We start from the raw sequence: 21,765 nt of genomic DNA on the forward strand, positions 1-21,765 counted from the left end.
GGCACGAATCGTTGTCCGGGAACCAATCGAGCAGCTGCTGGTACGTCGACGGATAATCCACGCCCCGAATTGGATTCACGGTCATCGACAGATTCTACTTCACCCAAGCAGATATGCAGAACACCCGTTCGACGTTTCGGGTTATCGTGGGGGCATGGACCTCGCTCTCCAGGGTTCGCTGCTCGACCTCACCGACGCGATGACCCTCCGCGCCGTCGGCAGCGGCCTCACCCGCCACCACCTCGCACGGGGCGCCTGGGTCGACGTCAGACCGGGCTGGCTGGCCGCGGGCGACGAGCTCTTCACGGCCCTGCTGCGCGAGGTCCCCTGGCACGCCGAGCGCAGGCCGATGTACGACTCCGTCGTCGACGTGCCACGCCTGACGAAGTTCTACGCCGGTGGGGAGCGGCTCCCCCACCCGATGCTCGACGAGGCGCGCGACGCCCTCAGCGCCCACTACGCCGCCGAGCTCGGCGAACCGTTCGTTACCGCCGGCCTCTGCCTCTACCGCGACGGGCGCGACAGCGTCGCATGGCACGGCGACCGCATCGGACGGTCGCGCGACAGCGACACCATGATCGCCATCCTCTCGCTCGGCTCCGCCCGCACCCTGGCGCTGCGCCCGCGCGACGGCGGTGCCATCCCCGGGTCCACGACAAAGAGCTTGCGCTACCCCCTCGGGCATGGTGACCTCGTGGTGATGGGTGGCTCGTGCCAGCGCACGTGGGACCATGCGGTGCCCAAGACGTCCGAGCCGATGGGGCCACGCATCTCCGTCCAGTTCCGGGTAGCCGGCGTCCGCTGACACCAAGGAGGATCCCCGTATGCCGTCAAGCCGCTCAGGTGGCCCGCTCCCCTTCCTCGACCATCTCGCGGCCGACTCGGCCCGGTTCCGCGCCGCGCTCGAGAATGCTCCCGCCGACGTGCGCGTGCCCACGTGCCCCGACTGGGACGCCGACGACCTGCTGTGGCACCTCGCCGAGGTGCAGTGGTTCTGGGGTGAGATCGCCGAACGCGGCCTCACCGACCCGGACGACCTCGACGCGATGAACGCGAGCCGCGAGCAGCGGCCGGCCGACCGGGCCGCCCTGCTCGACTTCTTCGACCGGTCCAGCAAACGCCTCCACCGGGTGCTGTCCGGTCTCAGCCCCGAGACCCCGCTGTGGATGTGGGCCGACGACAAGAGCGCCGGCTACATCCGGCGTCGCCAGGCCCACGAGGCGATGATCCACCGCCTCGACGCCGAGCTGACGGTCGGCGACCGCACGCCGCTCGACTGTCGGCTCTCCGCTGACGGGGTCGACGAGGCCCTGCGGATCATGCGCGGCTACGAGCCCGAGCCCGGCCTCACGCACGAGCCGAGTGGCCCCGCCGTCACCATAGCGACGGTCGATGCCATGCACTCGTGGACGGTGACGCCGGTGCGCGTCACCGGCACCGACGACGACGGCGACGCCATAGACACCCAGCGCTTCCTCGTGGTCGACGGCCCCGATGACGCCGCGGCCGCAGAGATCTGCGGCTCTGCCGCGGACCTCGACTGCTGGCTCTGGAACCGCCCCGCCGAGGGCGAGATCACGCGCGACGGCGACGCGGTAGCCCTGGCCGCGGTCGACGCCGTGCTCGGCGGCTCGATCGACTGACCCGGGCCGACGCCGGGCCGACCCCGAGCTGACCCCGGCAGGCCGTCCGTCTAGGCGCCGACGTAGGCCGCGAGGTGCTGGCCCGTCAGCGTGGAGCGCGCGGCCACCAGGTCGGCGGGCGTGCCCTCGAACACCACGGTGCCGCCGTCGTGCCCGGCGCCGGGGCCGAGGTCGATGATCCAGTCGGCGTGCGCCATGACCGCCTGGTGGTGCTCGATGACGATGACCGACTTGCCGGAGTCGACGAGTCGGTCGAGCAGCCCGAGCAGCTGCTCGACGTCGGCGAGATGCAGGCCGGTGGTGGGCTCGTCTAGGATGTAGGTGCCGCCCTTCTCGCCGAGGTGCGTGGCGAGCTTGAGCCGCTGGCGCTCACCACCGGAGAGCGTCGTCAGCGGCTGGCCGAGGCTGAGGTAGCCGAGACCGACGTCCTCGAGGCGACCGAGGATCGTCGCGGCCGCCGGAACCCTTGCCTCGCCCTCGCTGAAGAAGGCGTGCGCCTCGGAGACCGGCATGGCGAACACCTCGGCGATGTTCTTGCCACCGAGCTCGTACTCGAGCACGGCGGCCTGGAACCGGCGCCCTTCGCAGTCCTCGCACGGCGACTCGACCGTGGCCATCACCCCGAGCTCGGTGAAGATGACGCCTGCCCCGTTGCACGTCGGACAGGCGCCCTCGGAGTTGGAGCTGAAGAGGGCAGGCTTGACACCGTTGGCCTTGGCGAAGGCCTTGCGGATCGGCTCGAGCAGGTCGGTGTAGGTGGCCGGGTTGCTGCGTCGCGACCCCTTGATCGCGGCCTGGTCGACCGTGATGACGCCGTCGCGGCCCTCGACGGAGCCGCGCACGAGCGAGCTCTTGCCCGAGCCCGCGACGCCGGTGAGCACCACAAGCACTCCGAGCGGGATGTCGACGTCGACGTCGCGCAGGTTGTTGGTGTCGGCGCCGCGCACCTCGAGGGTGCCGGTGGGCGTGCGGAAGCTCGACCTGAGGGTGGCGCGGTCGTCGAGGTGGCGACCCGTGATGGTGCCGCTGGAGCGCAGGCCATCGACGGTGCCCTCGAACACGATCTGGCCGCCCCCGGTGCCGGCCTGCGGCCCCAGGTCGACGACGTGGTCGGCGATGGCGATCGTCTCGGGCTTGTGCTCGACCACGAGCACGGTGTTGCCCTTGTCGCGCAGGCGCAGGAGGAGCCCGTTCATCTGGGCGATGTCGTGCGGGTGCAGCCCGATGGTCGGCTCGTCGAAGACGTACGTGACGTCGGTGAGCGAGCTGCCGAGGTGGCGGATCATCTTGGTGCGCTGGGCCTCTCCCCCTGACAGCGTGCCGGCGGGCCGCTCGAGGGAGAGGTAGCCGAGCCCGATCTCGACGAAGGAGTCGAGGCTGTGCCGCAGCGACGTCAGCAGCGGCGCGACCGACGGCTCGTCGAGATCGCGCAGCCACTGCGCGAGGTCGCTGATCTGCATGGAGCACAGGTCGGCGATGCTCTTGCCGGCGATCTTCGAGGAGCGCGCCTCGGGCGTGAGGCGGGTGCCCTCGCACTCGGGACACGACTGGAAGGTCACCGCTCGCTCGACGAACCGCCGCACGTGCGGCTGCATGGCCTCGGGGTCCTTGGAGAGCAACGACTTCTGGATCTTTGGGATGATGCCCTCGAAGGTGAGGTTCACGCCCTCGACCTTGATCTTGGTGGGCTCGGAGTAGAGCATCGTGTCGAGCTGCTTCTTGGTGAACTTCTCGATCGGGGTGTCCATGGGCAGGCCGACGCCCTCGAAGAGCCGGCCGTACCACCCGTCCATCGAGTAGCCCGGCACCGTCAGAGCCCCGTCACTCAGCGACTTCGTCTCGTCGTAGAGGGCCGTGCGGTCGATGTCGCTGACGTGACCCATGCCCTCGCAGCGCGGGCACATGCCGCCGAGGTAGACGGCCGCGCGCACGACGGCCTTCGAGACCCTGCCGCCCTTGTCGGTGGACATGACACCGCTCGCCTTGCGGGTGGGCACGTTGAAGGAGTACGCCGTGGGCGGGCCGACGTGCGGCTGCCCGAGCCTGCTGAAGAGGATGCGCAGCATCGCATTGGCGTCGGTGGCGGTGCCGACCGTCGAGCGCGGGTTGGCGCCCATGCGCTCCTGGTCGACGATGATCGCCGTCGTCAGCCCCTTGAGCACGTCGACGTCCGGACGCGCGAGGTTCGGCATGAAGCCCTGCACGAACGCGCTGTAGGTCTCGTTGATCATCCGCTGCGAGTCGGCGGCGATCGTGTCGAACACGAGGGAGCTCTTGCCCGAGCCGGACACGCCGGTGAACACCGTGAGCCGACGCTTCGGGATCTCGACGCTGACGTCCTTGAGGTTGTTCTCGCGCGCGCCCTGCACGCAGATCAGGTCGTGGCTGTCGGCGACGTGGCGCTCGGCCGTCTCGGTGAGGGACCTGCTGGGCTTGCTCATCGTGTCTCCATGGTCGGGTGTGTGCGTCAGGCTCTGGGTTCTCGACGGGTGGCCCGGGGCCTCATGCCAGCCAGCGGCCGTCACGCATGAGGTCGCGCCCGGCGAGCTCGTCGACCTCACGCCAGGCCTGCACCCGCCGCGGCACGATGCGGAACCAACGGTACGGCGTGGTCAGCTGCCGCGGGTCGAAGCCGGCCAGCCGGGCCTCGGTGTCCAGTCGGCGCTGCGCTCGCGAACGCGGTGCGTCGGTCACGTTGCCTCCAAGGTCTCGGGCGGGGAGCGTCAGCGTCACGCTATCGGCGACCACGGACGCCGCGCGTCACGATGGTGGGTCGCCGCTGCATCGACCCCCACACCTCAGGCGCGCGTGCGCCGACCCGGGAGCGGCAGCGACGAGTGCACCGCGGCAGCGAGTGCCACGACGACCGGCACGAAGGCGAAGAGGTAGCGCGACCGCCCCTGCAGCACGAGGGTGAAGGCGGCGATGCCGAGCACGGAGACGGCGAGGAGCAGGGTCTCGCGCCGGTACGGGGCACGCAGCAGACCGAGGCCGGCCACGAGCAGCACGGCGAGCCACAGGGCCTGGGTCAGGTCGGCCCGCAAGGGGTACACCGACCCGTGGAAACCGTTGAGGTCGTGGACGACTCCGGTGAGACCGGTGGCCGGCGCGAGCGTGCCGGGAAGCGAGTCCGGCCCCTCGCCCCAGGCCCAGAAGAGACCGTCCCCCCAGTTCCACGCGGCCTTGCTGCCGTAGAAGGCCAGCGTGCCCCCGAGGCCGCGCTCGGCCCAGCGGTCACCGAGGAAGCCGGCGGCGTACGCCCGCGTCTGCCCGGGGTCGCGGCCGGTCACGGCGTCGACCATCTCTCGCGAGTAGGCGCCGTAGTTGACGACGCCGGACGGGCTGCGCTGCTCGTCGGCGCCGAGGGCGACCCACCAGAGGATCGGCGGCGTCGCCGTTGCGTCGATGCGCGACGAGTCGACCCCGGAGGCGGTTGCCGCGGCGGCCGAGAGACCGAGCCCGACACCGACGAAGGCGACCATCGAGACGGCACAGGCCGCGATGACTCCGGCGCGCCTGGCGGGCTGGAGGTCGTGGTCGAAGATCGCCACGACGGCGGTCAGCACCCCGGCGATCGCGACGACCACCGGCGTCGTCTTGATCGTGTAGGCGACGGCGATGCTGACGACCGACAGCACCCACAGCGCGACGCGAGCCACTCGGGGCCCCGGGGCAAGCGCCTTGACCGCCATCGCCACCCCGCCCACGACGAAGGGCATAGCGTAGAAGTCGGTGTACGGCACGGCCAGCCACGGGCTCGTGCCGACCAGCACGAGGGTGGCGAGCTGCGCGGCGAGGGCGGGCCCCCGACCGGCCACGCGCACGACGACCAGGTGGACGGCATACAAGGTCACGCCGACGCAGAACGCGTTGAGCGGAACGAGGATGGCGTCGGGCGACAGTGAAAAGGCTTGTCCGACAGCAACACCCATGCGGTCGATCGCCAGCAGCGGGAGGTTGTTGGGGAACAGCGAGAGGTAGTCGTAGTCGGCTCTGCCCAGCGGGCGTCCGGCCTGCAGCGCCTTCGCCATGTCCATGACCACCCGGGCATCCCAGCCGTAGCGGTAGCCGGTCATCAGCCCCACGGCACCTGCGACCACTCCCCCGCCGATGGCCGTGGCGACGGGCAGCCAGCGGTTCTTCGCCCAGCGCGGGGCGCGCACGAGGCCGGCCAGGGCCAGCAGGCCGAGGGTGGCCGGGACGACCACCTGTGGGCGGTGGGCCACGTTGACCGCACGCGGGGCGAGCAGCCCGACGAGGCCGACGGCCACGAGCGACACCCCGGTCAGCCTGAGCAGGGCTCGGCCGACCGGGGTGTCCATGGGGCGCGAGGCTACCTCAGCCCGTGGCGCCGGCCGCAGCCGCCTCGTCGGCGATCCGGTCGCGGTGGGCGCGGTTGCACGCGGACACGACGGCCTTGAGCGAGGCCGTGACGATGGACGAGTCGACGCCCACTCCCCACAGCACGCGCGGGCCGATGGCGCACTCCACGTATGCCGCAGCGCGGGCGTCGCCACCCGCCGACAGTGCGTGCTCGGCGTAGTCGAGGACGCGCATGTCGGGTGCGCCGTCGATCGTCATGAAGGCGTCGAGGAAGGCCGCGATCGGACCGTTGCCCCGGCCGGTGATCGTGACGGGGTCGCCGTCGTCGGTGATCGTGGCCTCGATCGTCGAGTCGCCGTCGACGGTCGAGTCGGTGACGACGTTGACCAGCTCGAAACGCCCCCACGGCTTGCCCGGGTTGGGGAGGTACTCGTCCTGGAAGCGCGACCACAGCTCGGCGGGCGCCACCTCGCCGCCGTCCTGGTCGACGCCGCGCTGCACGACGCCGGAGAACTCGATCTGCAGGCGTCGCGGCAGGTCCATCTGGTGCTCGGACTTCATGATGTAGGAGACGCCGCCCTTGCCCGACTGGCTGTTGACGCGCACGACGGCCTCATAGGAGCGGCCGAGGTCGTGCGGGTCGACGGGCAGGTAGGGAACTCCCCAGACGAGGTCGTCGACGCTCGTGCCCCTCTCCTTGGCCTCGACCTCCATCGCCTCGAAGCCCTTCTTGATGGCGTCCTGGTGGGAGCCGCTGAAGGCGGTGAAGACGAGGTCGCCACCGTAGGGGTGGCGCTCGCCGACGGGCAGCTGGTTGCAGTACTCGACGGTGCGCCGGATCTCGTCGATGTCGCTGAAGTCGATCTGCGGGTCGATGCCCTGGCTGAAGAGGTTCATCCCGAGGGTGACGAGGTCGACGTTGCCGGTGCGCTCGCCGTTGCCGAAGAGGCAGCCCTCGATGCGGTCGGCTCCCGCGAGGTAGCCGAGCTCGGCGGCAGCCACGCCGGTGCCCCGATCGTTGTGCGGGTGGAGGCTGACGACGAGGGACTCGCGCCGGTCGAGGTTGCGCACCATCCACTCGATCGAGTCGGCGTAGACGTTCGGGGTGATCATCTCGACCGTGGCCGGCAGGTTGACGATCATCTTGTGGTCAGGCGTCGGGTCGATGACGTCGATGACCGCGTTGCAGATGCGCATCGCGAAGTCGAGCTCGGTGCCGGTGTAGGACTCGGGAGAGTACTCGTAGTAGATCGTCGTGTCGGGGATCGTCTCCTCGAGCTTCTTGATCAGGCGCGCACCCTGCACCGCGATGTCGACGATGCCGTCCTGGTCCAGGCCGAAGACGACGCGACGCTGCAGGATGGAGGTCGAGTTGTAGAAGTGGACGATCGCCTCCTTCGCGCCGCGAATGGCGTCGAAGGTGCGCTCGATGAGGTGGTCTCGGCACTGGGTCAGCACCTGGATCGTCACGTCGTCGGGGATGTGGCCGCCGTCGATCAGCTCACGGCAGAAGTCGAAGTCGGTCTGGCTCGCCGACGGGAAACCGATCTCGATCTCCTTGTAACCCATCTTCACGAGCAGCTGGAACATGCGCAGCTTGCGCTCGGAGTTCATCGGGTCGATGAGGGCCTGGTTGCCGTCGCGCAGGTCGACGGCGCACCAGCGCGGGGCACGTTCGATGCGCTTGGTCGGCCAGGTGCGGTCGGGCAGGTCGAACGGGATCTGCTCGTGGAAGGGGACGTACTTCTGGAACGGCATTCCCGACGTCTGCTGGGGGTGGATCATCGCGCACTCTCTCTCGTCTGTGTTTCGCTCGGTGTCCGGCCGGACACGGGAAACTCCGCGACGAGGAGGGCCGGGGTCAGGCCTCGTCGCGGCAGAGAAGGAGGAGGCTCACCGCACGCACGACCTCACCGTATGCCGCCGGGCTCGAGCCCGTCCACACGCCGGCCCGGGACGCCCGGATCCTGAGACCGGGTCCGGGCGTCGCTGCGGGTCGGCGTCCGTCGTGTGAGTGGGCGGCTCAGACCCGACCGGGGGCGGCGGCCTGGGTCGTGCTCGAGCCGTGGGCGTCGCCACCGATCAGGACCATGTCGTTGGCGGCCAGCCCGACGAGGGTCACGGCGACGACGGCAGCGACGACGAGGCCGGTGCGGTGGGGGTTGGGCGCACGCCGGGCGCCGGCATCGGTGTCGTCCGCGTTCTCGCCCGAGCGGAGCGACAGCGCGAAGCCGACGGCAGCCGCCTCGAGCACCGCGCAGGCGAGGTCGCCCATTCCCAGGGCCTCCGGAACCCCGGGTTCGGGACCGAACGGCAGGCCGACGGTCCTGGAGAGCGCCCAGAGCGCGATCGGTCCGGCCGCGACCACGACGGACGCTGCCCAGACGAGACGTCCCGGGCGAACCAGCACGCCGACCCCGACGAGGAGCTGTGTGGCGGCCAGCACGACGAAGAACAGGCCGGCGGCAGCCCACTCGTCGAGGTGCTCGGGCACGACCACGACGTGGATGGCGGCCGCACCTACGAGCGCGCCGACGAGCCCGAGGACCCGGTCGTCGAGCACGGAGGCGTGCGCCTTCCGCGGCGAGGTGACGCGCAGCCGGCCGCCTCGCATCGCCACCACCCACCCCACGACGAGCACGTTGGTGAGGAGCACGATGGCAGCGCCGTAGCCGGTGGCGCGAGCCTGCAGCCAGAAGCTGTCGGACTCGAGGCGCGCGACGCAGTCGACGCCGCACGTGGTGCTCATCGAGCCCATGTGCTCGACGAGACCCGACTGCAGCCGGAAGTCGACGGCGGCGCTGACGACGAGGTGGGCCGCGCCGACGAGGGACGCGCCGAGGGCGACGAGCCAGGCGGAGGAGATGACCGCTCGGGCTCCGCGCAGCACCGGACCGAAGCGGCGCTTGGCCACCGTGAGGGCGGAGAGCACCCCCACGACGTAGAGCGGCGTCGTCACCGACGACTCCCGCAGCCATGTCGCGAAGGGCTCTCCGGTGCGCTCGATCGCACCAACCGCGCCGCGCAGCGAGATCACCCAGAACCCGTCGGCGAAGGCGAGCACCGCAGCGAGCGAGATGACGGTGGCCCACGGGACACCGGGCAGGCTCGCGGGCGCGGGCAGCGACGCGGACGCGAGCTCGGTCGTCGGCTCCGCGACCGGAGTCGAGCGCCTCACCGCGCTCTTCGTGTGCGCCCTGAAGTGGTGGATGGGTTGGACGGAACGAGTCGCCATTGGGACCAGCCTCGTGTCTGCAGTGAAAAGGTAAGAGCGTCAAGGCGATCGGGGTGGCCACCCCAGAGGATGGCCACCCGCGGTCGGTGGTGCGGACTAGGTGATCTCCCAGCCGAACATCATGGCGTGGTCCTCGTGCGCCAGGTTGTGGCAGTGCGCCACGTAGGGTCCGTGGAAGTCGCGGAACCCGCGGTAGACGACGACCGACTCGTCCGGATCCAGCGCCACGAGGTCCTCACGCGAGACGTCGTCAGGATGCCCGTTCTCTGCGGTCAGCGACACGTCCTTCCCGTTGCGGATCAGGGTGCGGTGCTCCTCCATGTGCAGGTGGAAGGGATGGACCCAACCACCTCCGCCGTTGCGGATCTCCCACAGGTTGAAGCTGTTCTTCTTCTGCTGGGCCAACGGCGACTTTCCCGCAGGGTTCTTCAGGCTGGACGCGACGGTGGCGGGCTCGAACGGCTTGCCGTTGATGAGCCACTCGACGTCGGCGCCGGCACTGCCGCGCTCGACCTCGAAGATGAGCCGGTTGTCCATCAGCGTGCGCCAGTTGCTCGGCAGCGGTGGTAGGGCCCGCATGAGCCGGTTCGGCGGTGGCATGACGCTGTAGTCCGGCGCGGCGTCGCCGATGACGAACTTCAGCATCGGCACCTTGTAGTTCGGGTCGGGTGAGAAGCGCGAGGAGTCCGCCCACTTGCGCCCGTTCGGCATCTTCATCACGTCCGTCAGGTAGACGACGTCGCCCTTGGTCGTCGGCGTGCCGTCGGCGTACTTCGTGAAGTCGATGATGACCTCGCGCCGCTTCGCCGGCCACAGCTCGAACGAGCGGCGCGTGATCGGGAACGGAAGCAGCCCGCCGTCAGAGGCGATCTGCACGAACTTCATGCACTCCTGGCCGTCCGGGATGCGGTACTGACCGTCCAGCTCGTCACCCGAGTAACCCAGCGACACAGCGGACTTCGGCCCCTTGGTCGAGCTCATCAGCTTGAACTCGTAGATGCGCGAGACCGACGCGTCCAGGAACCGGAACCGGTACTTGCGGCGCTTGACGTAGAGCACCGGGTAGGCCGTGCCGTTGATGGTGAAGATGTCACCGACGAAGCCGTGCGACGGGAAGTGCTTGAAGAACGTCTTGCCCCACCACTCGGGGTGCGTGGCCGGGTTCTTGACGGCCGGGTACTCGCCGAGGGCGTCGTGCACGTCCTTGTGCGTCGTCACGCCGTCGTCGAGGCGGGTGTCGTAGAACGCCAGCGGGATGTCGTAGTCGACGTCGAAGGACCCGTCCGCGTGGTTGCGCCGGACACCGGGCAGGCGCAGGCCGTAGCGCTCGTCGCCCATGTCGAGCTTGCCCTTGGGGTCGTAGATCGGGTAGAGCCCGACCATGCCCTTGTAGACGTTGGCGCCGGTGTGGTCCATGCGGTGGTCGTGGAACCAGAAGAAGCTCTGCTTCTCGCGGTCGTCGTTACCGGCCGGCCAGTTGAGGTACAGGTTGTCGCACCACGTCTGCGGGAGGTAGCCGTGCGTCTTCGGCCCGTAGTTCATCGTGTAGTGCGGGTTGCCGTCGCTCTCCGGCGCGGTGTGCCCGTTGTGCAGGTGCGTCAGGAACGACCAGTCGGGAGCGCCGAAGTCCTGGCGGTCCAGACCCAGCTCGTTCTCGTCGAGCCGGTTGACGAAACGGACGAGCGCGGGCTTGCCGTACTCGGCGTTGATCATCGGGCCCGGGAACGTGCCGTTGAAGCCGTAGATCGTGCTAGGCGGCAGGTCGCGGACCGTGCCGGCGGCGTACGTCTTGCCGGTCGAGTCGAACGAGACGGTCGGCTTGCCTGCGGCGTCGATCGGCAGCACCTTGGAGCTCGTGAACGAGTGCGGGCGCACCATCAGCTCGATCTTGTAGACGATCGGGTCCGGGCAGTTGATCGTCTTCGTCCAGATCTGGTGCTGCTCGTTGCCGAGCGAGTTCTGTTGTCCCACACCGGGTCCCGGTGGCTGCGGCCACGCGCTGAACTCCGACAGCGGCGTCGGCCGCAGCGCCTGCGGCACGGTCAGCGGGTCCTTGAACGGGGACATGATGAGCGGGCTCGTCGGGTATGTCTCGATGTAGAAGAGCAGGTCGCTCAGGGCCGTCGAGGTGCCGGCGAAGGCACCGTCGGCGTTCAGCAGCCCACCCTTCTCGAGCCCTGGAACGGCGAAGACCTTGGCGCCGACCACGGCCGCGCTCAGTCCCCCGGCTGCCCCCAACCTCAGCAGCGTCCGGCGCCCCAGACCCCCTGTTTCTGCAGTTGCTTGCGTGTCCATGACACAGATCCCCTCTTACCTGGTCGTGCGGTGGAACCTCCCCGGGCACAACGATGAACCCCAGACCTAGGGGTCTTCTGGGGTTCCATGAAACTGGCCCGTCGGGACGTCACGAATGTCCGGATCCGTCACGAATGTCGTCCGAATTGCGTAGTGACACAAAGGGGTTCGAGAGGGTACACAACACCCCCGGGGGTGTCAGCGCACGGGCGACGGGCGCTTCGCTCAGGCCGAGGGGCCGGCCGGGTCACCTGTCGCGGCCGGATCGCCCGCCGGACCGTCCACGCCGGGGCCGTCCGGGCCCGCGTCGGCGATCAGCTCCTCGGGCCGCGGTGGCACCGTCTGGTCGTCCTCGAGGACCTCGAACTCGTGGTCGTGCGCCGCTGTCTCGGACATCTGGGCCTCCTCGACCCGAGTGTAGGACCGAAGGCGGCCCTCAGCGCCGCCCAGCTCCGGAGGGTGTGGACCAGGACAGTCAGAACCCGAGGCGCTGGAGCTGCTTGGGGTCGCGCTGCCAGTCCTTGGCGACCTTGACGTGCAGGTCGAGGAAGACCTTCTGCCCGAGGAGCGCCTCGATGCCCCGGCGGGCGTTCGTGCCGACCTCGCGCAGGCGCGACCCGCCGCGTCCGATGACGATCGCCTTCTGGCTCGAGCGCTCGACGAAGACGTTGACGCGCACGTCGAGCAGCGGCCGGCCCTCAGGACGACCCTCGCGGGGCACCATCTCCTCGACGACGACGGCGAGCGAGTGCGGCAGCTCGTCGCGCACGCCCTCGAGGGCGGCCTCGCGCACGAGCTCGGCGATCATGACCATCTCGGGTTCGTCGGTGAGCACCCCGTCGGGGTAGAGCTGGGGCGAGCGCGGCAGGAACGAGGCGAGGAGGTCGCGCACCTGCTCGACCTGCTCCCCCGACACGGCGGAGCACGGGATGATGGCGTCCCACGAGCCGAGCTGGTCGATCGCGATCAGGTGCTCGGCGAGCCGCTCACGGTCGACAGCGTCGGCCTTCGTGGCGATGGCCACGACGGGCCGCCGGCGCACCGACCGCAGCTCGGTGAGCTCGTTGGCGATGAACGTGTCGCCCGGGCCGATGCGCTGGTCGGACGGGAGGCAGAAGCCGATGACGTCGACCTCGAGGAGCGTCTCGCGCACGAGGTCGTTGAGCCGCTCGCCGAGCAGGGTGCGCGGCTTGTGCAGGCCCGGGGTGTCCACGAGGATCACCTGCGCCGTGGGCGTCGTCGCCACGCCGCGGATGGTGTGCCTGGTGGTCTGGGGCTTCGAGCTCGTGATCGCGACCTTCTGCCCCACGAGCGCGTTGGTCAGCGTCGACTTGCCGGCATTGGGCCGGCCCACGAGGCAGGCGAACCCGGCGCGGTAGTCGCCGCCGTCGCCGCCGGCGGCACCTGCGCCGCCGGCGGCACCTGCGCCGCCTGCAACCCCGCCGTCAGGTCGGCCCGGGTCAGCGTCCTGGGTGCCCATGGGCGTCCTCCGTCTCGGTGTGCTCGGGTGCTGGCTCTGGCTCCGCGGCGCGGCGCACGATGACTGACGCGACGCGGTGCCGGCGCCCCGCCATCCGCTCGGCCGTCAGCTCCAGGCCAGCGACGGTACCGGACGACCCGACGATGGGCACCCGTCCGATGACCTTGGTGAGGAGGCCGCCGACCGTGTCGACGTCCTCCTCCTCGATGTTCACGTCGAACAGCTCGGCGAGGTCGTCGATGTCCATCGTGGCCGGCACCCGCAACGTGCCGTCCTCGAGCCGCTCGACGCCCGGCCCCTCACGGTCGTGCTCGTCGGCGATCTCGCCGACGATCTCCTCGATGATGTCCTCGATGGTGATGAGTCCCGCCGTGCCGCCGTACTCGTCGACGACGATGGCGAAGTGGGTCTGGTCGCGCTGCATCTCGCGCAACAGGTCGTCGACGGGCTTGCTCTCGGGCACGAAGTGCATCGGTCGCATCACCTCGGTTGCGGGGTGGCGCCCGTCCTCGGGGGCGGCGTTCAGGCGGCGGGCGACGTCCTTGAAGTAGAGCAGGCCGCGTACGTCGTCGCTGTCCTCGCCCACGACGGGGATGCGGGAGAAGCCCGAGCGCAGGAAGAGCGACATCGCGCTGCGCAGCGTCTTGTCGGCATCGAGGACGACCATGTCGGTGCGCGGCACCATGACGCCGCGTGCCAGCGTGTCGCCGAGCTCGAAGACGGAGTGGATCATCTCGCGCTCGTCGGCCTCGATGACGTCGGACTCACCGGCCATGTCGACGAGGTCGCGCAGCTCGGACTCGGTCTGGAACGGGCCGTCGGTGTAGCCCTTGCCGGGGGTCACGGCGTTGCCGAGGACGACGAGCAGCTTGGCGACCGGGCCGAGCACCCGGCGCAGCCCCACGGCGAACGGGGCGCTCCAGAGCGCCACCGTGTCGTAGTTCTGGCGACCGAGGGTGCGCGGCGAGACACCGACGACGACGAACGAGACGACCGCCATGATCGCGATGCTGATCAGGGCACGGCTCCACGTCGACTCGACCTGCCCCGCGACGGCGAGGGTCACGAGCACGGCGGCGGTGGCCTCGGCCACGACGCGGAGGAACGCGATCACCGACAGGTAGGGGGGCGAGTCGGCGACCACGGTCATGAGCGACTTCGCCCCGGACCGCCCCTCGTCGAAGAGCTCCTGGGCACGCACCCTGGACATGCGGAAGATGGCGGCCTCGGCGGCCGACAGCAGGAACGCGACGACGATGCTGACGAGGGCCGGGACGGCGAACCGCGGGAACATCTCGGTCTCTCGCCCTCGCTCAGGCGCCGGGTCGGTTGCGGGTGGCGAGGAAGGTGAGGAGCAGCTGTCTCTGCAGCTCGAACATCTCGCGTTCCTCGTCGGCTTCGGCGTGGTCGTAGCCGAGCAGGTGCAGGATGCCGTGGGTCGTGAGCAGGAGCATCTCCTCGATCGGCGCGTGACCGGCCTCGAGGGCCTGCTTCGTCGCGACGGAGGGGCAGAGCACGATGTCGCCGAGCGTGCCCTCCTCGGGCTCCTGGCCCTCACGGCCGGGGCGCAGCTCGTCCATCGGGAAGCTCATGACGTCGGTGGGACCGGGAAGGTCCATCCACTGCACGTGGAGCACCTCCATGGCGTCCTCGTCGACGAGCTTGATGCACAGGTCGGCCTGGGGGTGCACCCGCATCTGTTCCATGACGTATCCCGCGCACGCGAGCAGCTCGAGCTCGTCGACGTCGTGGTCGGTCTCGTTGAGGACGTCGATGCTCATGCCGGGTCCTCCTGTGCGACGGCCGAGTCGACGACAGGGGGCGTATGCCGCGCGGCGGAGTCCCGCGGCCCGCTCGCACCGGCCGGGGCGTCCTTGCGGCGCTTGGCGCGCTTGTGCCCGCGCGCGTCGTCGCGCTCGTAGGCGTCGACGATGGCGCTGACCAGGCGGTGGCGCACGACGTCGTGCGAGGTGAGCTCGGCGAAGTGGATGTCGTCGACGTCGCCGAGGATGTCGCGCACGATCTTGAGGCCCGAGCGCGTGCCGCCCGGCAGGTCGACCTGGGTGATGTCGCCAGTGACGACCATCTTCGAGCCGAAACCGAGACGGGTGAGGAACATCTTCATCTGCTCGCTCGAGGTGTTCTGGGCCTCGTCGAGGATGATGAACGCGTCGTTGAGGGACCGGCCGCGCATGTAGGCGAGTGGCGCGACCTCGATCGTGCCCGCTGCCATGAGCTTGGGAATCGTCTCGGGCGAGACCATGTCGTGCAGCGCGTCGTAGAGCGGACGCAGGTAGGGGTCAATCTTGTCGTTGAGCGTCCCGGGCAGGAAGCCCAGGCGCTCACCCGCCTCGACGGCGGGCCGGGTGAGGATGATGCGGTTGACCTGCTTGGCCTGCAGCGCGGCGACGGCCTTGGCCATGGCGAGGTAGGTCTTGCCGGTGCCGGCAGGGCCGATGCCGAAGACGATCGTGTGCTGGTCGATGGCGTCGACGTAGCGCTTCTGGTTGAGCGTCTTGGGCCGGATGGTGCGACCGCGGTTGCTGACGATGTTCATCGTGAGCACGTCGGCGGGGCGCTCGAGGGTCTGGCTCCGCAGCATCGAGATGGAGCGCTCGACGGCGTCGCGGTTGAGCGGCTGACCGGTCTCGACGATGACGAGCAGCTCGTCGATGAGCGAGTCGATGATCTCGAGCTCGCCGGCCGGCCCGGCGAACGTCATCTCGTTGCCCCGGACGTGCGTGTCGACGAGCGGGAACTGCCGCTCCATGGTGCGCAGCAGCTCGTCGCGGGGGCCGAGGAGCGTGACCATCTCGATCGGGGGCGGGATCTGCCGGGTCAGGACCGGTGCGTCCGCGCCGGAGCGGGCTCCGCTGGAGCGCTCGGGCCGGTCGCTGCTGGCAGTGGTGGCGGTGCCGTCGGACTCGGATGGTCGAGGTTGCGCGTCATTCATCGTGCTGCCGAGTCTACGTGTCGCGACCGGAGCTCCTCACCACGAATTCGGACAGGTCCTTGCTCTGCCGCAGGCGCGACGGCTCGTGGACGTACATCATGTGCCCCGCCTCGTAGTAGGCGTGCTCGATGTTCGCGACCAGCCCGTCGGGCAGCTGGAGGTGCGCGACGACGTCCTCGGCGGCGAAGTGCGGCGTGGCACCGTCGTAGTAGCCGTACGCGATGTGCACCCGCAGGTGCGGGTTCTGCCGCATCGCGCGCTCGAGCTTCGGCGACACGTCGATCGGCCGACCCTCGAAGTCCTTGAACGACCACGGATGGACCAGGCGCGAGATCTGCTCGTAGTGCAGGTCGCTGCCGTAGCCGAGCTCGTCGCGCACGTAGTGGTTCCAGGCGGCGGCATACGGGCCGGTGATCGCGTCGTGCGACGGGTCGGCGTCCATGTTCTCCGCGAACGCAGCGGCGGCCGGTCCGGTGAACCGCGAGTCGAGGCGACCCACCGACAGGCGCTGGTCGCGCAGCAGCTCGGTGAAGTAGCGCCAGTGCTCGATGCGCAGGTCGACGCGGTCGACGTAGTCCTCGGTCAGGCCCGAGAGCCGGGCGAGGGTCGCGACCGCCTCGGCGCGCTCGGCCCTCGTCAGCCGGTTGCCGCGCGAGAGCACCCACGGGTAGTCGCGGGCGGCATACGCCTCCGCCTCGTCGAGGACGGTGCGCAGCGACCTGCGCCCGTGCTTGCCGTGGTAGTGGGCCACGGCGGCATACGTCGGCAGGTAGAGGGCGTGGGCGCGGTCGTTGCGCTGGTTCTCGAAGTCGACCGAGCTGAGGTCGAGCACGCTCGAGATGAGGATGAGCCCGTTGAGGTACATCCCGTAGCGGGACTGGAGGTGCTCGGCGAGCGCCGCGCCGCGCAACGTGCCGTAGGACTCGCCGGCGACGAACTTCGGGGACATCCACCGGCCGTTGCGGGAGGTCCAGAGGCGGATCAGCTCGCCGACGGACTCGATGTCCTTCTGGTAGCCGTGGTACTCCCCGGGCTTGCCGCCCTCGACGGCTCGGGAGTAGCCGGTCGACATGGGGTCGATGAAGACGAGGTCGCTGACGGCGAGGAGCGACTCGGGGTTGTCGACGAGGGCGTACGGCGGGGGCTCGAGGGCGCCGACGTCGCCACTGACCACTCGGCGCGGGCCGAGGAGGCCCAGGTGCAGCCAGACGCTCGAGCTGCCGGGCCCGCCGTTGAAGGCGAAGGTGACCGGCCGGGTGCGCGCGTCGGCGTCGTCGAGCACATAGCTCGTCATGGACAGCTCGGCGCGCGCCTTGTGCCCCCCGAAGGTGCCGTCCTTGTGCTCCTCCTCGCGGAGCACGACCCGGCCCGTCGTCGCCGTGTAGGCGAGCCGACGGCGCCCGACCTTGAGCACGTGGTGGGTCGTGACGAGCTCGTCGACGGGCTCGGGCTTGTCGCTCTTGGCGGGCGTCGCCGGCACGTCGGCGGGAGCGCTGGGACCCTCGTCGGTCTCGACGGGTGGGGCGGTGGCGGTGGCGTCGCCGCTCACACCATCCGCCCCTCGGTGAAGGCGACGCCCGCCAGCACGTGGACGTGGGCGTGGAAGACGGTCTGGCCCGCCGCGCTGCCCGTGTTGACGATCATGCGGTACGCGTCGGGGACGCCCTCCTGGTCGGCCACCTGCGCGGCCAGCCGGAACACGTCGGCGAGGTCCACGTCGGACGCGGCGGCCAGCGCCCCGACCGTCGGCTCGTGCCTTCGCGGCACGACGAGCACGTGCACCGGCGCGGCAGGCTTGATGTCGCGGAAGGCGATCGACCGCTCGGACTCGGCCACGCGGTCGCCGGGGATCTCGCCGGCGACGATCTTGCAGAAGAGGCAGTCACTTGAGGTCTGCGAGGTCATGTCTGCACCCTAGGCATGTCAACCTCCACGTGCACGTGCGCGTCATTTGTCCGTGAGAACGTTGGGTATGCCGACAGGCGAGGTGAGCGAGCCGAGGTCCAGGGGCTCCGCAGGGGGCTCGGGACCCGCCCGCCCCTCCGGCACGTATGCCGCCACGGACCTCCCGACCGACCCCGACGTCGCGATCACCGAGCTCTACCACGCGCACTGGCACCGGCTCGTGCGTCTGGCGTGGCTGCTGCTGCGTGACCAGCTGGCGGCCGAGGACGTCGTGCAGGACGCCTTCGTCGCCACACACCGCAGCTGGGCCTCCATCCGTGACGGCGGACGCGTGGTCGGCTATCTCCAGACGGCGGTCGTCAACGGCTGCCGCTCGGTGCAGCGGCACAACGTGGTGGTCGACCGCCAGAACGCCCGCGACGCCGCAGCCGCGGACGCGCCGGGCCGCGACGCGCTCGGCAGCGCCGAGACGCACGTGCTGCGGGAGTCCGAGCGCGACGCCGTCGTCGACGCCCTACGCACCCTGCCGACCCGTCAGCGCGAGGTACTCGTCCTGCGCTACTACGGCGGGCTCTCGGAGGCACAGATCGCCGAGTCCCTCGAGATCTCCCCCGGCGCCGTCAAGACCCACGCCCACCGGGGGCTCACCGCCTTGCGGCACACCATCGACCCCAGGGAGCTGTCATGAACACCGACCCGAGGCGACCGGGCGGCCAGACGCCCGACGACGAGCCGGTCGTGATCGGTGCGGGCCTGCGGCCGGTCGAGGACCGCCTGCGGCGCGCCCTCGACTCCGAGGCGCGGACGATCAGCCCCGGCGACCGGCTCGGCGCGATCCTCACGGAGGCGCACGCCTCCGAGTCGAGCGGCCGCCGCCGGCACCACCGGTGGTTCCTTCCCGCTGCCGCGGCGGCCGCTGTGGTGCTCGTCGCCGGCACGGTGTGGGCGGTCAACCGCCCGTCGAGCTCGACCCCGCCGGTCGCGGCGACCTCCAGCACGACCGGCAACCCGTCGTCGAGCCGCTCGAGCGCAACGCCCTCGACCGGGCCGTCGAGCTTGCCGACGCAGACGGCCAGTGGTCCGACCCAGGCCACCACCGCGCCGACCAGCGTCGTCCCGCCCGTGACGACGCCGACGTCGGTGCCTGTCTACTACCTCGGGCCCGTGCGCGGGGGCGGCGGCCCGGTGCGGCTCTTCCGCGAGTTCGTGTCGACCCCGGTCGCCGCGCCCGTCACGCCGGAGGGCAAGGCGCTGGCCGCCCTGCGCCTGGCGATGGGCTCCGCACCCAAGGGGTCGCAGTACCGGTCGGCGTGGACGGGCGTGACGCCGCAGTCCGTCACCGTCGGCGCCGACTCCATCCGCGTGCGTCTGTCGGCCGGGACCAGCGACGACGCCACCCTCGCGACCGAGCAGCTCGTCTGGACCGTGCAGGCCGCCCTCGGCAAGTCGCTCCCGGTGCGCTTCGAGCTCGCCGACGGCGGCCAGGACGTCTCGCCCGGTCACACGGCCTCGTCGACGTTCAACCGGCCGAGCGACCCCATCGCCGTGCTCGAGCAGGTCGCCCCGATCTGGGTCGACGCGCCCGCCCGGAACGGCGTCGTCAAGGCGGGCTCGACGCTGACGGCCAAGGGGGTGGCCAGCACCTTCGAGGCGAACGTCGAGTGGGAGCTGCTGCGCGACGGCGGCTCGTTCGAGAAGGGCTTCACGACGGCGTCCGAAGCAGCGCCGGCGCGAGGCAGCTACACCTTCTCGACGAAGAAGGCCCTCACAGCGGGCTCGTACGTGCTGCGGGTCTTCGAGAGCAGCGCCAAGGACGGCTCGGTCGCCTCGGAGCAGCGGATCCCCTTCGCGGCCCGCTGACACACGCATCGATCGGGAGAGCGCTGCGTCAACGGCCCCGAGACCGCCCAGCGCGTGACGGAGCGCACGTTCCGGTCGTGGTGGGCGTCAGCGCCAGCGGGTGCGGGCGCTGAGCACGGCGAGGGCCGCCGGGCCGGCGGACGACGCGCGCAGGATCGTCGACCCGAGGCGCACGGGGCGGGCCCCGGCAGTGCGCAGGGCCTCGACCTCGCGATCGGTGATGCCGCCCTCCGGGCCGACGACGAGGAGCACGTCGCCCTGCGTCGGCAGCTCGACGGAGGCGAGCGGCTCCGTGGCGTCCTCGTGGAGCACCAGGGCCAGGGCCGACTCCCCCACCCGGGCCACGAGCGGGGCGAGCCCGACCGCGGGCGACGTCACCGGCACACGGGAGCGGCGGGACTGCTTGGTCGCCCGGGTCACCACGGCCGCCCACTTCGCGAGCGACTTCGCGGCGCGCTCACCGCGCCACACGACGACAGAGCGCTCCGCCTGCCACGGGACGACCTCGTCGACACCGAGCTCGGTCGCGGCCTCGATGGCCTGCTCGTCGCGGTCGCCCTTGGCCAGGGCCTGCACGAGGACGAACCGCGTGGGCGGTGCGGGCTCGTCGGTGACTGCGAGCACCGTCCCCCGCACCCACGACCGGTCGACGTCGGTGGCCTCGAGCAGGACGCGGCGCCCGGCACCGTCGGCGACGAAGTAGCGTTCGCCCACGCGCAGGCGCACGACGGCGCCGGCGTGGCGGCCCTCGTCGCCGTCGAGCAGCAGCGACGCGCCCTCGACCGCCGCGGCGACCGAGGTCGGCTCGCCGAGGAAGAGCTGGTGGGTCACCGGGCGCTCACGGGGAGGTCACTTCTCCTTGAAGGCGTCGCGCAGCTTGCCGAAGAGCCCCTTGTTGGCCGGGGCGAGACGGCCCTCGGGCCGCTCCTCGCCGCGCAGCGCCGCGAACTGCCGCAGCAGCTCCTGCTGCTCGTCGGTCAGGCGCGTCGGCGTCATGACCGTGGCGTGGACGAGCAGGTCGCCGCGGCCGCCGTGCCGCAGGTGCGTCACCCCGAGACCGCGCAGCGTCAGGACGTCACCGCTCTGCGTGCCGGCCTTGATCTCGAGGTCCTGCATGCCGTCGAACGTCGAGAGCTTGAAGCTCGTGCCGAGCGCGGCGGCGGCCATCGGCAGCTCGACGCTGCAGTGCAGGTCGTCCCCGCGGCGAGTGTAGGTCTCGTGGTTGAGGACGCGGATCTCGACGTAGAGGTCGGCGGCCGGGCCGTTGCCGGGGCCGACCTCACCCTCACCGGTGAGCTGGATGCGGGTGCCGGTGTCGACACCGGCGGGCACCTTGAGCTTGAGCGAGCGACGGGTGCGCACGCGGCCGTCGCCGGAGCAGTCGTGGCACGGGTCGGTGAGGGTCGAGCCGTAGCCCTGGCAGTTGACGCACGGACGCGAGGTCATCACCTGGCCGAGGAAGCTGCGCTGGACCTGCTGCACCTCGCCGGCGCCCTTGCAGATGGGGCAGGTCTGCCGGCCCGTGCCGGGCTCGGCGCCGTCGCCGCCGCAGCGGTTGCAGCCCACCGCGGTATCGAGCGCGAGCTCCTCCTCCGAGCCGAAGACGGCCTTGGCGAGGTCGAGGTCGAGCCGCACGAGGGCGTCCTGCCCGCGCTGCGTGCGCGGCCGAGGGCCACGCGTGCCCGCCGTCGCCCCCGCTCCGAAGAAGGCGTCCATGACGTCGCTGAACGAGAACCCGGCACCGGCGCCGAAGCCGGCGCCGCCACCGCTGGCGAACGGGTCGGCGCCCATGTCGAACGACTGGCGCTTCTGCGGGTCGGACAGCACGTCGTACGCCTGCGACACCCGCTTGAACTCCTCCTCGGCCTCGGCGCCGGGGTTCACGTCGGGGTGCAGCTTGCGGGCGAGCCGACGGTAGGCCTTCTTGATCTCCTCCTGGCTCGCGTCGCGCGAGACACCGAGGACGGCGTAGTAGTCGTTCAAGCTGGGATTCCTTCGGTACGTGGTGCGTTCGGTTCTGCGCAGCGGTGCGCCGGTGGGTGCGTGAGGTGTCGAAGCGGGTCGGAGCCGG

The 21,765-nt window shown here is 70.6% G+C and carries 19 protein-coding genes; 4 read left to right on the top strand and 15 right to left on the bottom strand.

The genetic code is table 11. The annotated features are described in order from the left end of the window. The first annotated feature begins 154 nt into the window (after window positions 1-154). On the top strand, window positions 155-805 hold the full coding sequence (locus ACFQ2V_RS00005; RefSeq protein WP_386049861.1) for an alpha-ketoglutarate-dependent dioxygenase AlkB: 651 nt from the start codon (window positions 155-157) through the stop codon (window positions 803-805). Between the two features lie 19 nt (window positions 806-824). Continuing rightward, window positions 825-1,643: a maleylpyruvate isomerase family mycothiol-dependent enzyme gene (locus tag ACFQ2V_RS00010; protein WP_386049862.1), complete on the top strand. Its 819-nt coding sequence runs from the start codon at window positions 825-827 to the stop codon at window positions 1,641-1,643. 50 nt (window positions 1,644-1,693) lie between these two features. Here the strand turns inward: ACFQ2V_RS00010 and ACFQ2V_RS00015 are convergent, their stop codons facing one another. From ACFQ2V_RS00015 to ACFQ2V_RS00075, 13 genes are all read right to left on the bottom strand, one after another. Beyond that, window positions 1,694-4,084, bottom strand: coding sequence for an ATP-binding cassette domain-containing protein (locus ACFQ2V_RS00015; protein ID WP_386049863.1), 2,391 nt, complete (start codon window positions 4,082-4,084; stop codon window positions 1,694-1,696). A gap of 61 nt (window positions 4,085-4,145) precedes the next feature. After that, window positions 4,146-4,337 carry a hypothetical protein gene (locus ACFQ2V_RS00020; RefSeq protein ID WP_386049864.1) on the bottom strand — a complete coding sequence of 64 codons (192 nt, stop codon included), beginning with the start codon at window positions 4,335-4,337 and terminating at the stop codon, window positions 4,146-4,148. Window positions 4,338-4,441: 104 nt separating this feature from the next. Beyond that, the gene (locus ACFQ2V_RS00025) at window positions 4,442-5,965 is read right to left on the bottom strand and encodes a hypothetical protein (RefSeq protein ID WP_386049865.1); all 1,524 of its coding nucleotides are present in this window, start codon (window positions 5,963-5,965) and stop codon (window positions 4,442-4,444) included. 16 nt (window positions 5,966-5,981) lie between these two features. Next, window positions 5,982-7,751: a 2-isopropylmalate synthase gene (gene leuA, locus ACFQ2V_RS00030; RefSeq protein WP_386049866.1), complete on the bottom strand. Its 1,770-nt coding sequence runs from the start codon at window positions 7,749-7,751 to the stop codon at window positions 5,982-5,984. A gap of 238 nt (window positions 7,752-7,989) precedes the next feature. Then, window positions 7,990-9,201, bottom strand: coding sequence for a hypothetical protein (locus ACFQ2V_RS00035; protein WP_386049867.1), 1,212 nt, complete (start codon window positions 9,199-9,201; stop codon window positions 7,990-7,992). 96 nt (window positions 9,202-9,297) lie between these two features. Next, on the bottom strand, window positions 9,298-11,496 hold the full coding sequence (locus tag ACFQ2V_RS00040; RefSeq protein ID WP_386049868.1) for a multicopper oxidase family protein: 2,199 nt from the start codon (window positions 11,494-11,496) through the stop codon (window positions 9,298-9,300). A gap of 225 nt (window positions 11,497-11,721) precedes the next feature. Then, window positions 11,722-11,892 carry a hypothetical protein gene (locus ACFQ2V_RS00045; RefSeq protein WP_386049869.1) on the bottom strand — a complete coding sequence of 57 codons (171 nt, stop codon included), beginning with the start codon at window positions 11,890-11,892 and terminating at the stop codon, window positions 11,722-11,724. 79 nt (window positions 11,893-11,971) lie between these two features. Beyond that, complete coding sequence (gene era / locus ACFQ2V_RS00050) at window positions 11,972-12,976, bottom strand: GTPase Era (protein ID WP_386049870.1); 1,005 nt, start codon at window positions 12,974-12,976, stop codon at window positions 11,972-11,974. Continuing rightward, window positions 12,957-14,270 carry a hemolysin family protein gene (locus ACFQ2V_RS00055; RefSeq protein WP_386049871.1) on the bottom strand — a complete coding sequence of 438 codons (1,314 nt, stop codon included), beginning with the start codon at window positions 14,268-14,270 and terminating at the stop codon, window positions 12,957-12,959. Before ACFQ2V_RS00055 ends, era begins: the two co-directional genes overlap by 20 nt. 19 nt (window positions 14,271-14,289) lie before the next feature. Then, entirely contained in the window at window positions 14,290-14,757 is a 468-nt protein-coding gene (gene ybeY, locus ACFQ2V_RS00060; RefSeq protein ID WP_386049872.1) for an rRNA maturation RNase YbeY, read from the bottom strand. After that, the gene (locus ACFQ2V_RS00065; RefSeq protein ID WP_386049873.1) at window positions 14,754-15,929 is read right to left on the bottom strand and encodes a PhoH family protein; all 1,176 of its coding nucleotides are present in this window, start codon (window positions 15,927-15,929) and stop codon (window positions 14,754-14,756) included. The genes ybeY and ACFQ2V_RS00065 overlap by 4 nt, the downstream gene beginning before the upstream one ends. Window positions 15,930-15,942: 13 nt before the next feature. Next, the gene (locus ACFQ2V_RS00070; protein WP_386049874.1) at window positions 15,943-17,478 is read right to left on the bottom strand and encodes a S10 family peptidase; all 1,536 of its coding nucleotides are present in this window, start codon (window positions 17,476-17,478) and stop codon (window positions 15,943-15,945) included. Continuing rightward, the gene (locus ACFQ2V_RS00075; RefSeq protein WP_386049875.1) at window positions 17,475-17,834 is read right to left on the bottom strand and encodes a histidine triad nucleotide-binding protein; all 360 of its coding nucleotides are present in this window, start codon (window positions 17,832-17,834) and stop codon (window positions 17,475-17,477) included. The genes ACFQ2V_RS00070 and ACFQ2V_RS00075 overlap by 4 nt, the downstream gene beginning before the upstream one ends. A gap of 67 nt (window positions 17,835-17,901) precedes the next feature. Between ACFQ2V_RS00075 and ACFQ2V_RS00080 the strand changes: the two genes are divergently transcribed. After that, window positions 17,902-18,522, top strand: coding sequence for an RNA polymerase sigma factor (locus ACFQ2V_RS00080; protein WP_386049876.1), 621 nt, complete (start codon window positions 17,902-17,904; stop codon window positions 18,520-18,522). Continuing rightward, window positions 18,519-19,694, top strand: coding sequence for a Gmad2 immunoglobulin-like domain-containing protein (locus ACFQ2V_RS00085; RefSeq protein WP_386049877.1), 1,176 nt, complete (start codon window positions 18,519-18,521; stop codon window positions 19,692-19,694). The genes ACFQ2V_RS00080 and ACFQ2V_RS00085 overlap by 4 nt, the downstream gene beginning before the upstream one ends. An 87-nt stretch (window positions 19,695-19,781) precedes the next feature. On the opposite strand, the gene ACFQ2V_RS00090 is transcribed toward ACFQ2V_RS00085, so the two are convergent. Together ACFQ2V_RS00090 and dnaJ are read right to left on the bottom strand one after the other, a co-directional pair. Beyond that, window positions 19,782-20,525, bottom strand: coding sequence for a 16S rRNA (uracil(1498)-N(3))-methyltransferase (locus ACFQ2V_RS00090; protein ID WP_386049878.1), 744 nt, complete (start codon window positions 20,523-20,525; stop codon window positions 19,782-19,784). A gap of 18 nt (window positions 20,526-20,543) precedes the next feature. Continuing rightward, complete coding sequence (gene dnaJ, locus ACFQ2V_RS00095; protein WP_386049879.1) at window positions 20,544-21,677, bottom strand: molecular chaperone DnaJ; 1,134 nt, start codon at window positions 21,675-21,677, stop codon at window positions 20,544-20,546. Window positions 21,678-21,765: the final 88 nt, after the last annotated feature.

The organism is Terrabacter terrigena, from assembly GCF_042676085.1.
GTDB lineage: Bacteria > Actinomycetota > Actinomycetes > Actinomycetales > Dermatophilaceae > Terrabacter > Terrabacter terrigena.

Excerpts from the sequence above, each read along its gene's own strand:
- ACFQ2V_RS00005 (WP_386049861.1), top strand. The coding sequence starts at position 155 with ATGGACCTCGCTCTCCAGGGTTCGCTGCTCGACCTCACCGACGCGATG.
- ACFQ2V_RS00010 (WP_386049862.1), top strand. The coding sequence starts at position 825 with ATGCCGTCAAGCCGCTCAGGTGGCCCGCTCCCCTTCCTCGACCATCTC.
- ACFQ2V_RS00015 (WP_386049863.1), bottom strand. The coding sequence starts at position 4,084 with ATGAGCAAGCCCAGCAGGTCCCTCACCGAGACGGCCGAGCGCCACGTC.
- ACFQ2V_RS00025 (WP_386049865.1), bottom strand. The coding sequence starts at position 5,965 with ATGGACACCCCGGTCGGCCGAGCCCTGCTCAGGCTGACCGGGGTGTCG.
- leuA (WP_386049866.1), bottom strand. The coding sequence starts at position 7,751 with ATGATCCACCCCCAGCAGACGTCGGGAATGCCGTTCCAGAAGTACGTC.
- ACFQ2V_RS00035 (WP_386049867.1), bottom strand. The coding sequence starts at position 9,201 with ATGGCGACTCGTTCCGTCCAACCCATCCACCACTTCAGGGCGCACACG.
- ACFQ2V_RS00040 (WP_386049868.1), bottom strand. The coding sequence starts at position 11,496 with ATGGACACGCAAGCAACTGCAGAAACAGGGGGTCTGGGGCGCCGGACG.
- ACFQ2V_RS00045 (WP_386049869.1), bottom strand. The coding sequence starts at position 11,892 with ATGTCCGAGACAGCGGCGCACGACCACGAGTTCGAGGTCCTCGAGGAC.
- era (WP_386049870.1), bottom strand. The coding sequence starts at position 12,976 with ATGGGCACCCAGGACGCTGACCCGGGCCGACCTGACGGCGGGGTTGCA.
- ACFQ2V_RS00055 (WP_386049871.1), bottom strand. The coding sequence starts at position 14,270 with ATGTTCCCGCGGTTCGCCGTCCCGGCCCTCGTCAGCATCGTCGTCGCG.
- ybeY (WP_386049872.1), bottom strand. The coding sequence starts at position 14,757 with ATGAGCATCGACGTCCTCAACGAGACCGACCACGACGTCGACGAGCTC.
- ACFQ2V_RS00065 (WP_386049873.1), bottom strand. The coding sequence starts at position 15,929 with ATGAATGACGCGCAACCTCGACCATCCGAGTCCGACGGCACCGCCACC.
- ACFQ2V_RS00075 (WP_386049875.1), bottom strand. The coding sequence starts at position 17,834 with ATGACCTCGCAGACCTCAAGTGACTGCCTCTTCTGCAAGATCGTCGCC.
- ACFQ2V_RS00080 (WP_386049876.1), top strand. The coding sequence starts at position 17,902 with ATGCCGACAGGCGAGGTGAGCGAGCCGAGGTCCAGGGGCTCCGCAGGG.
- ACFQ2V_RS00085 (WP_386049877.1), top strand. The coding sequence starts at position 18,519 with ATGAACACCGACCCGAGGCGACCGGGCGGCCAGACGCCCGACGACGAG.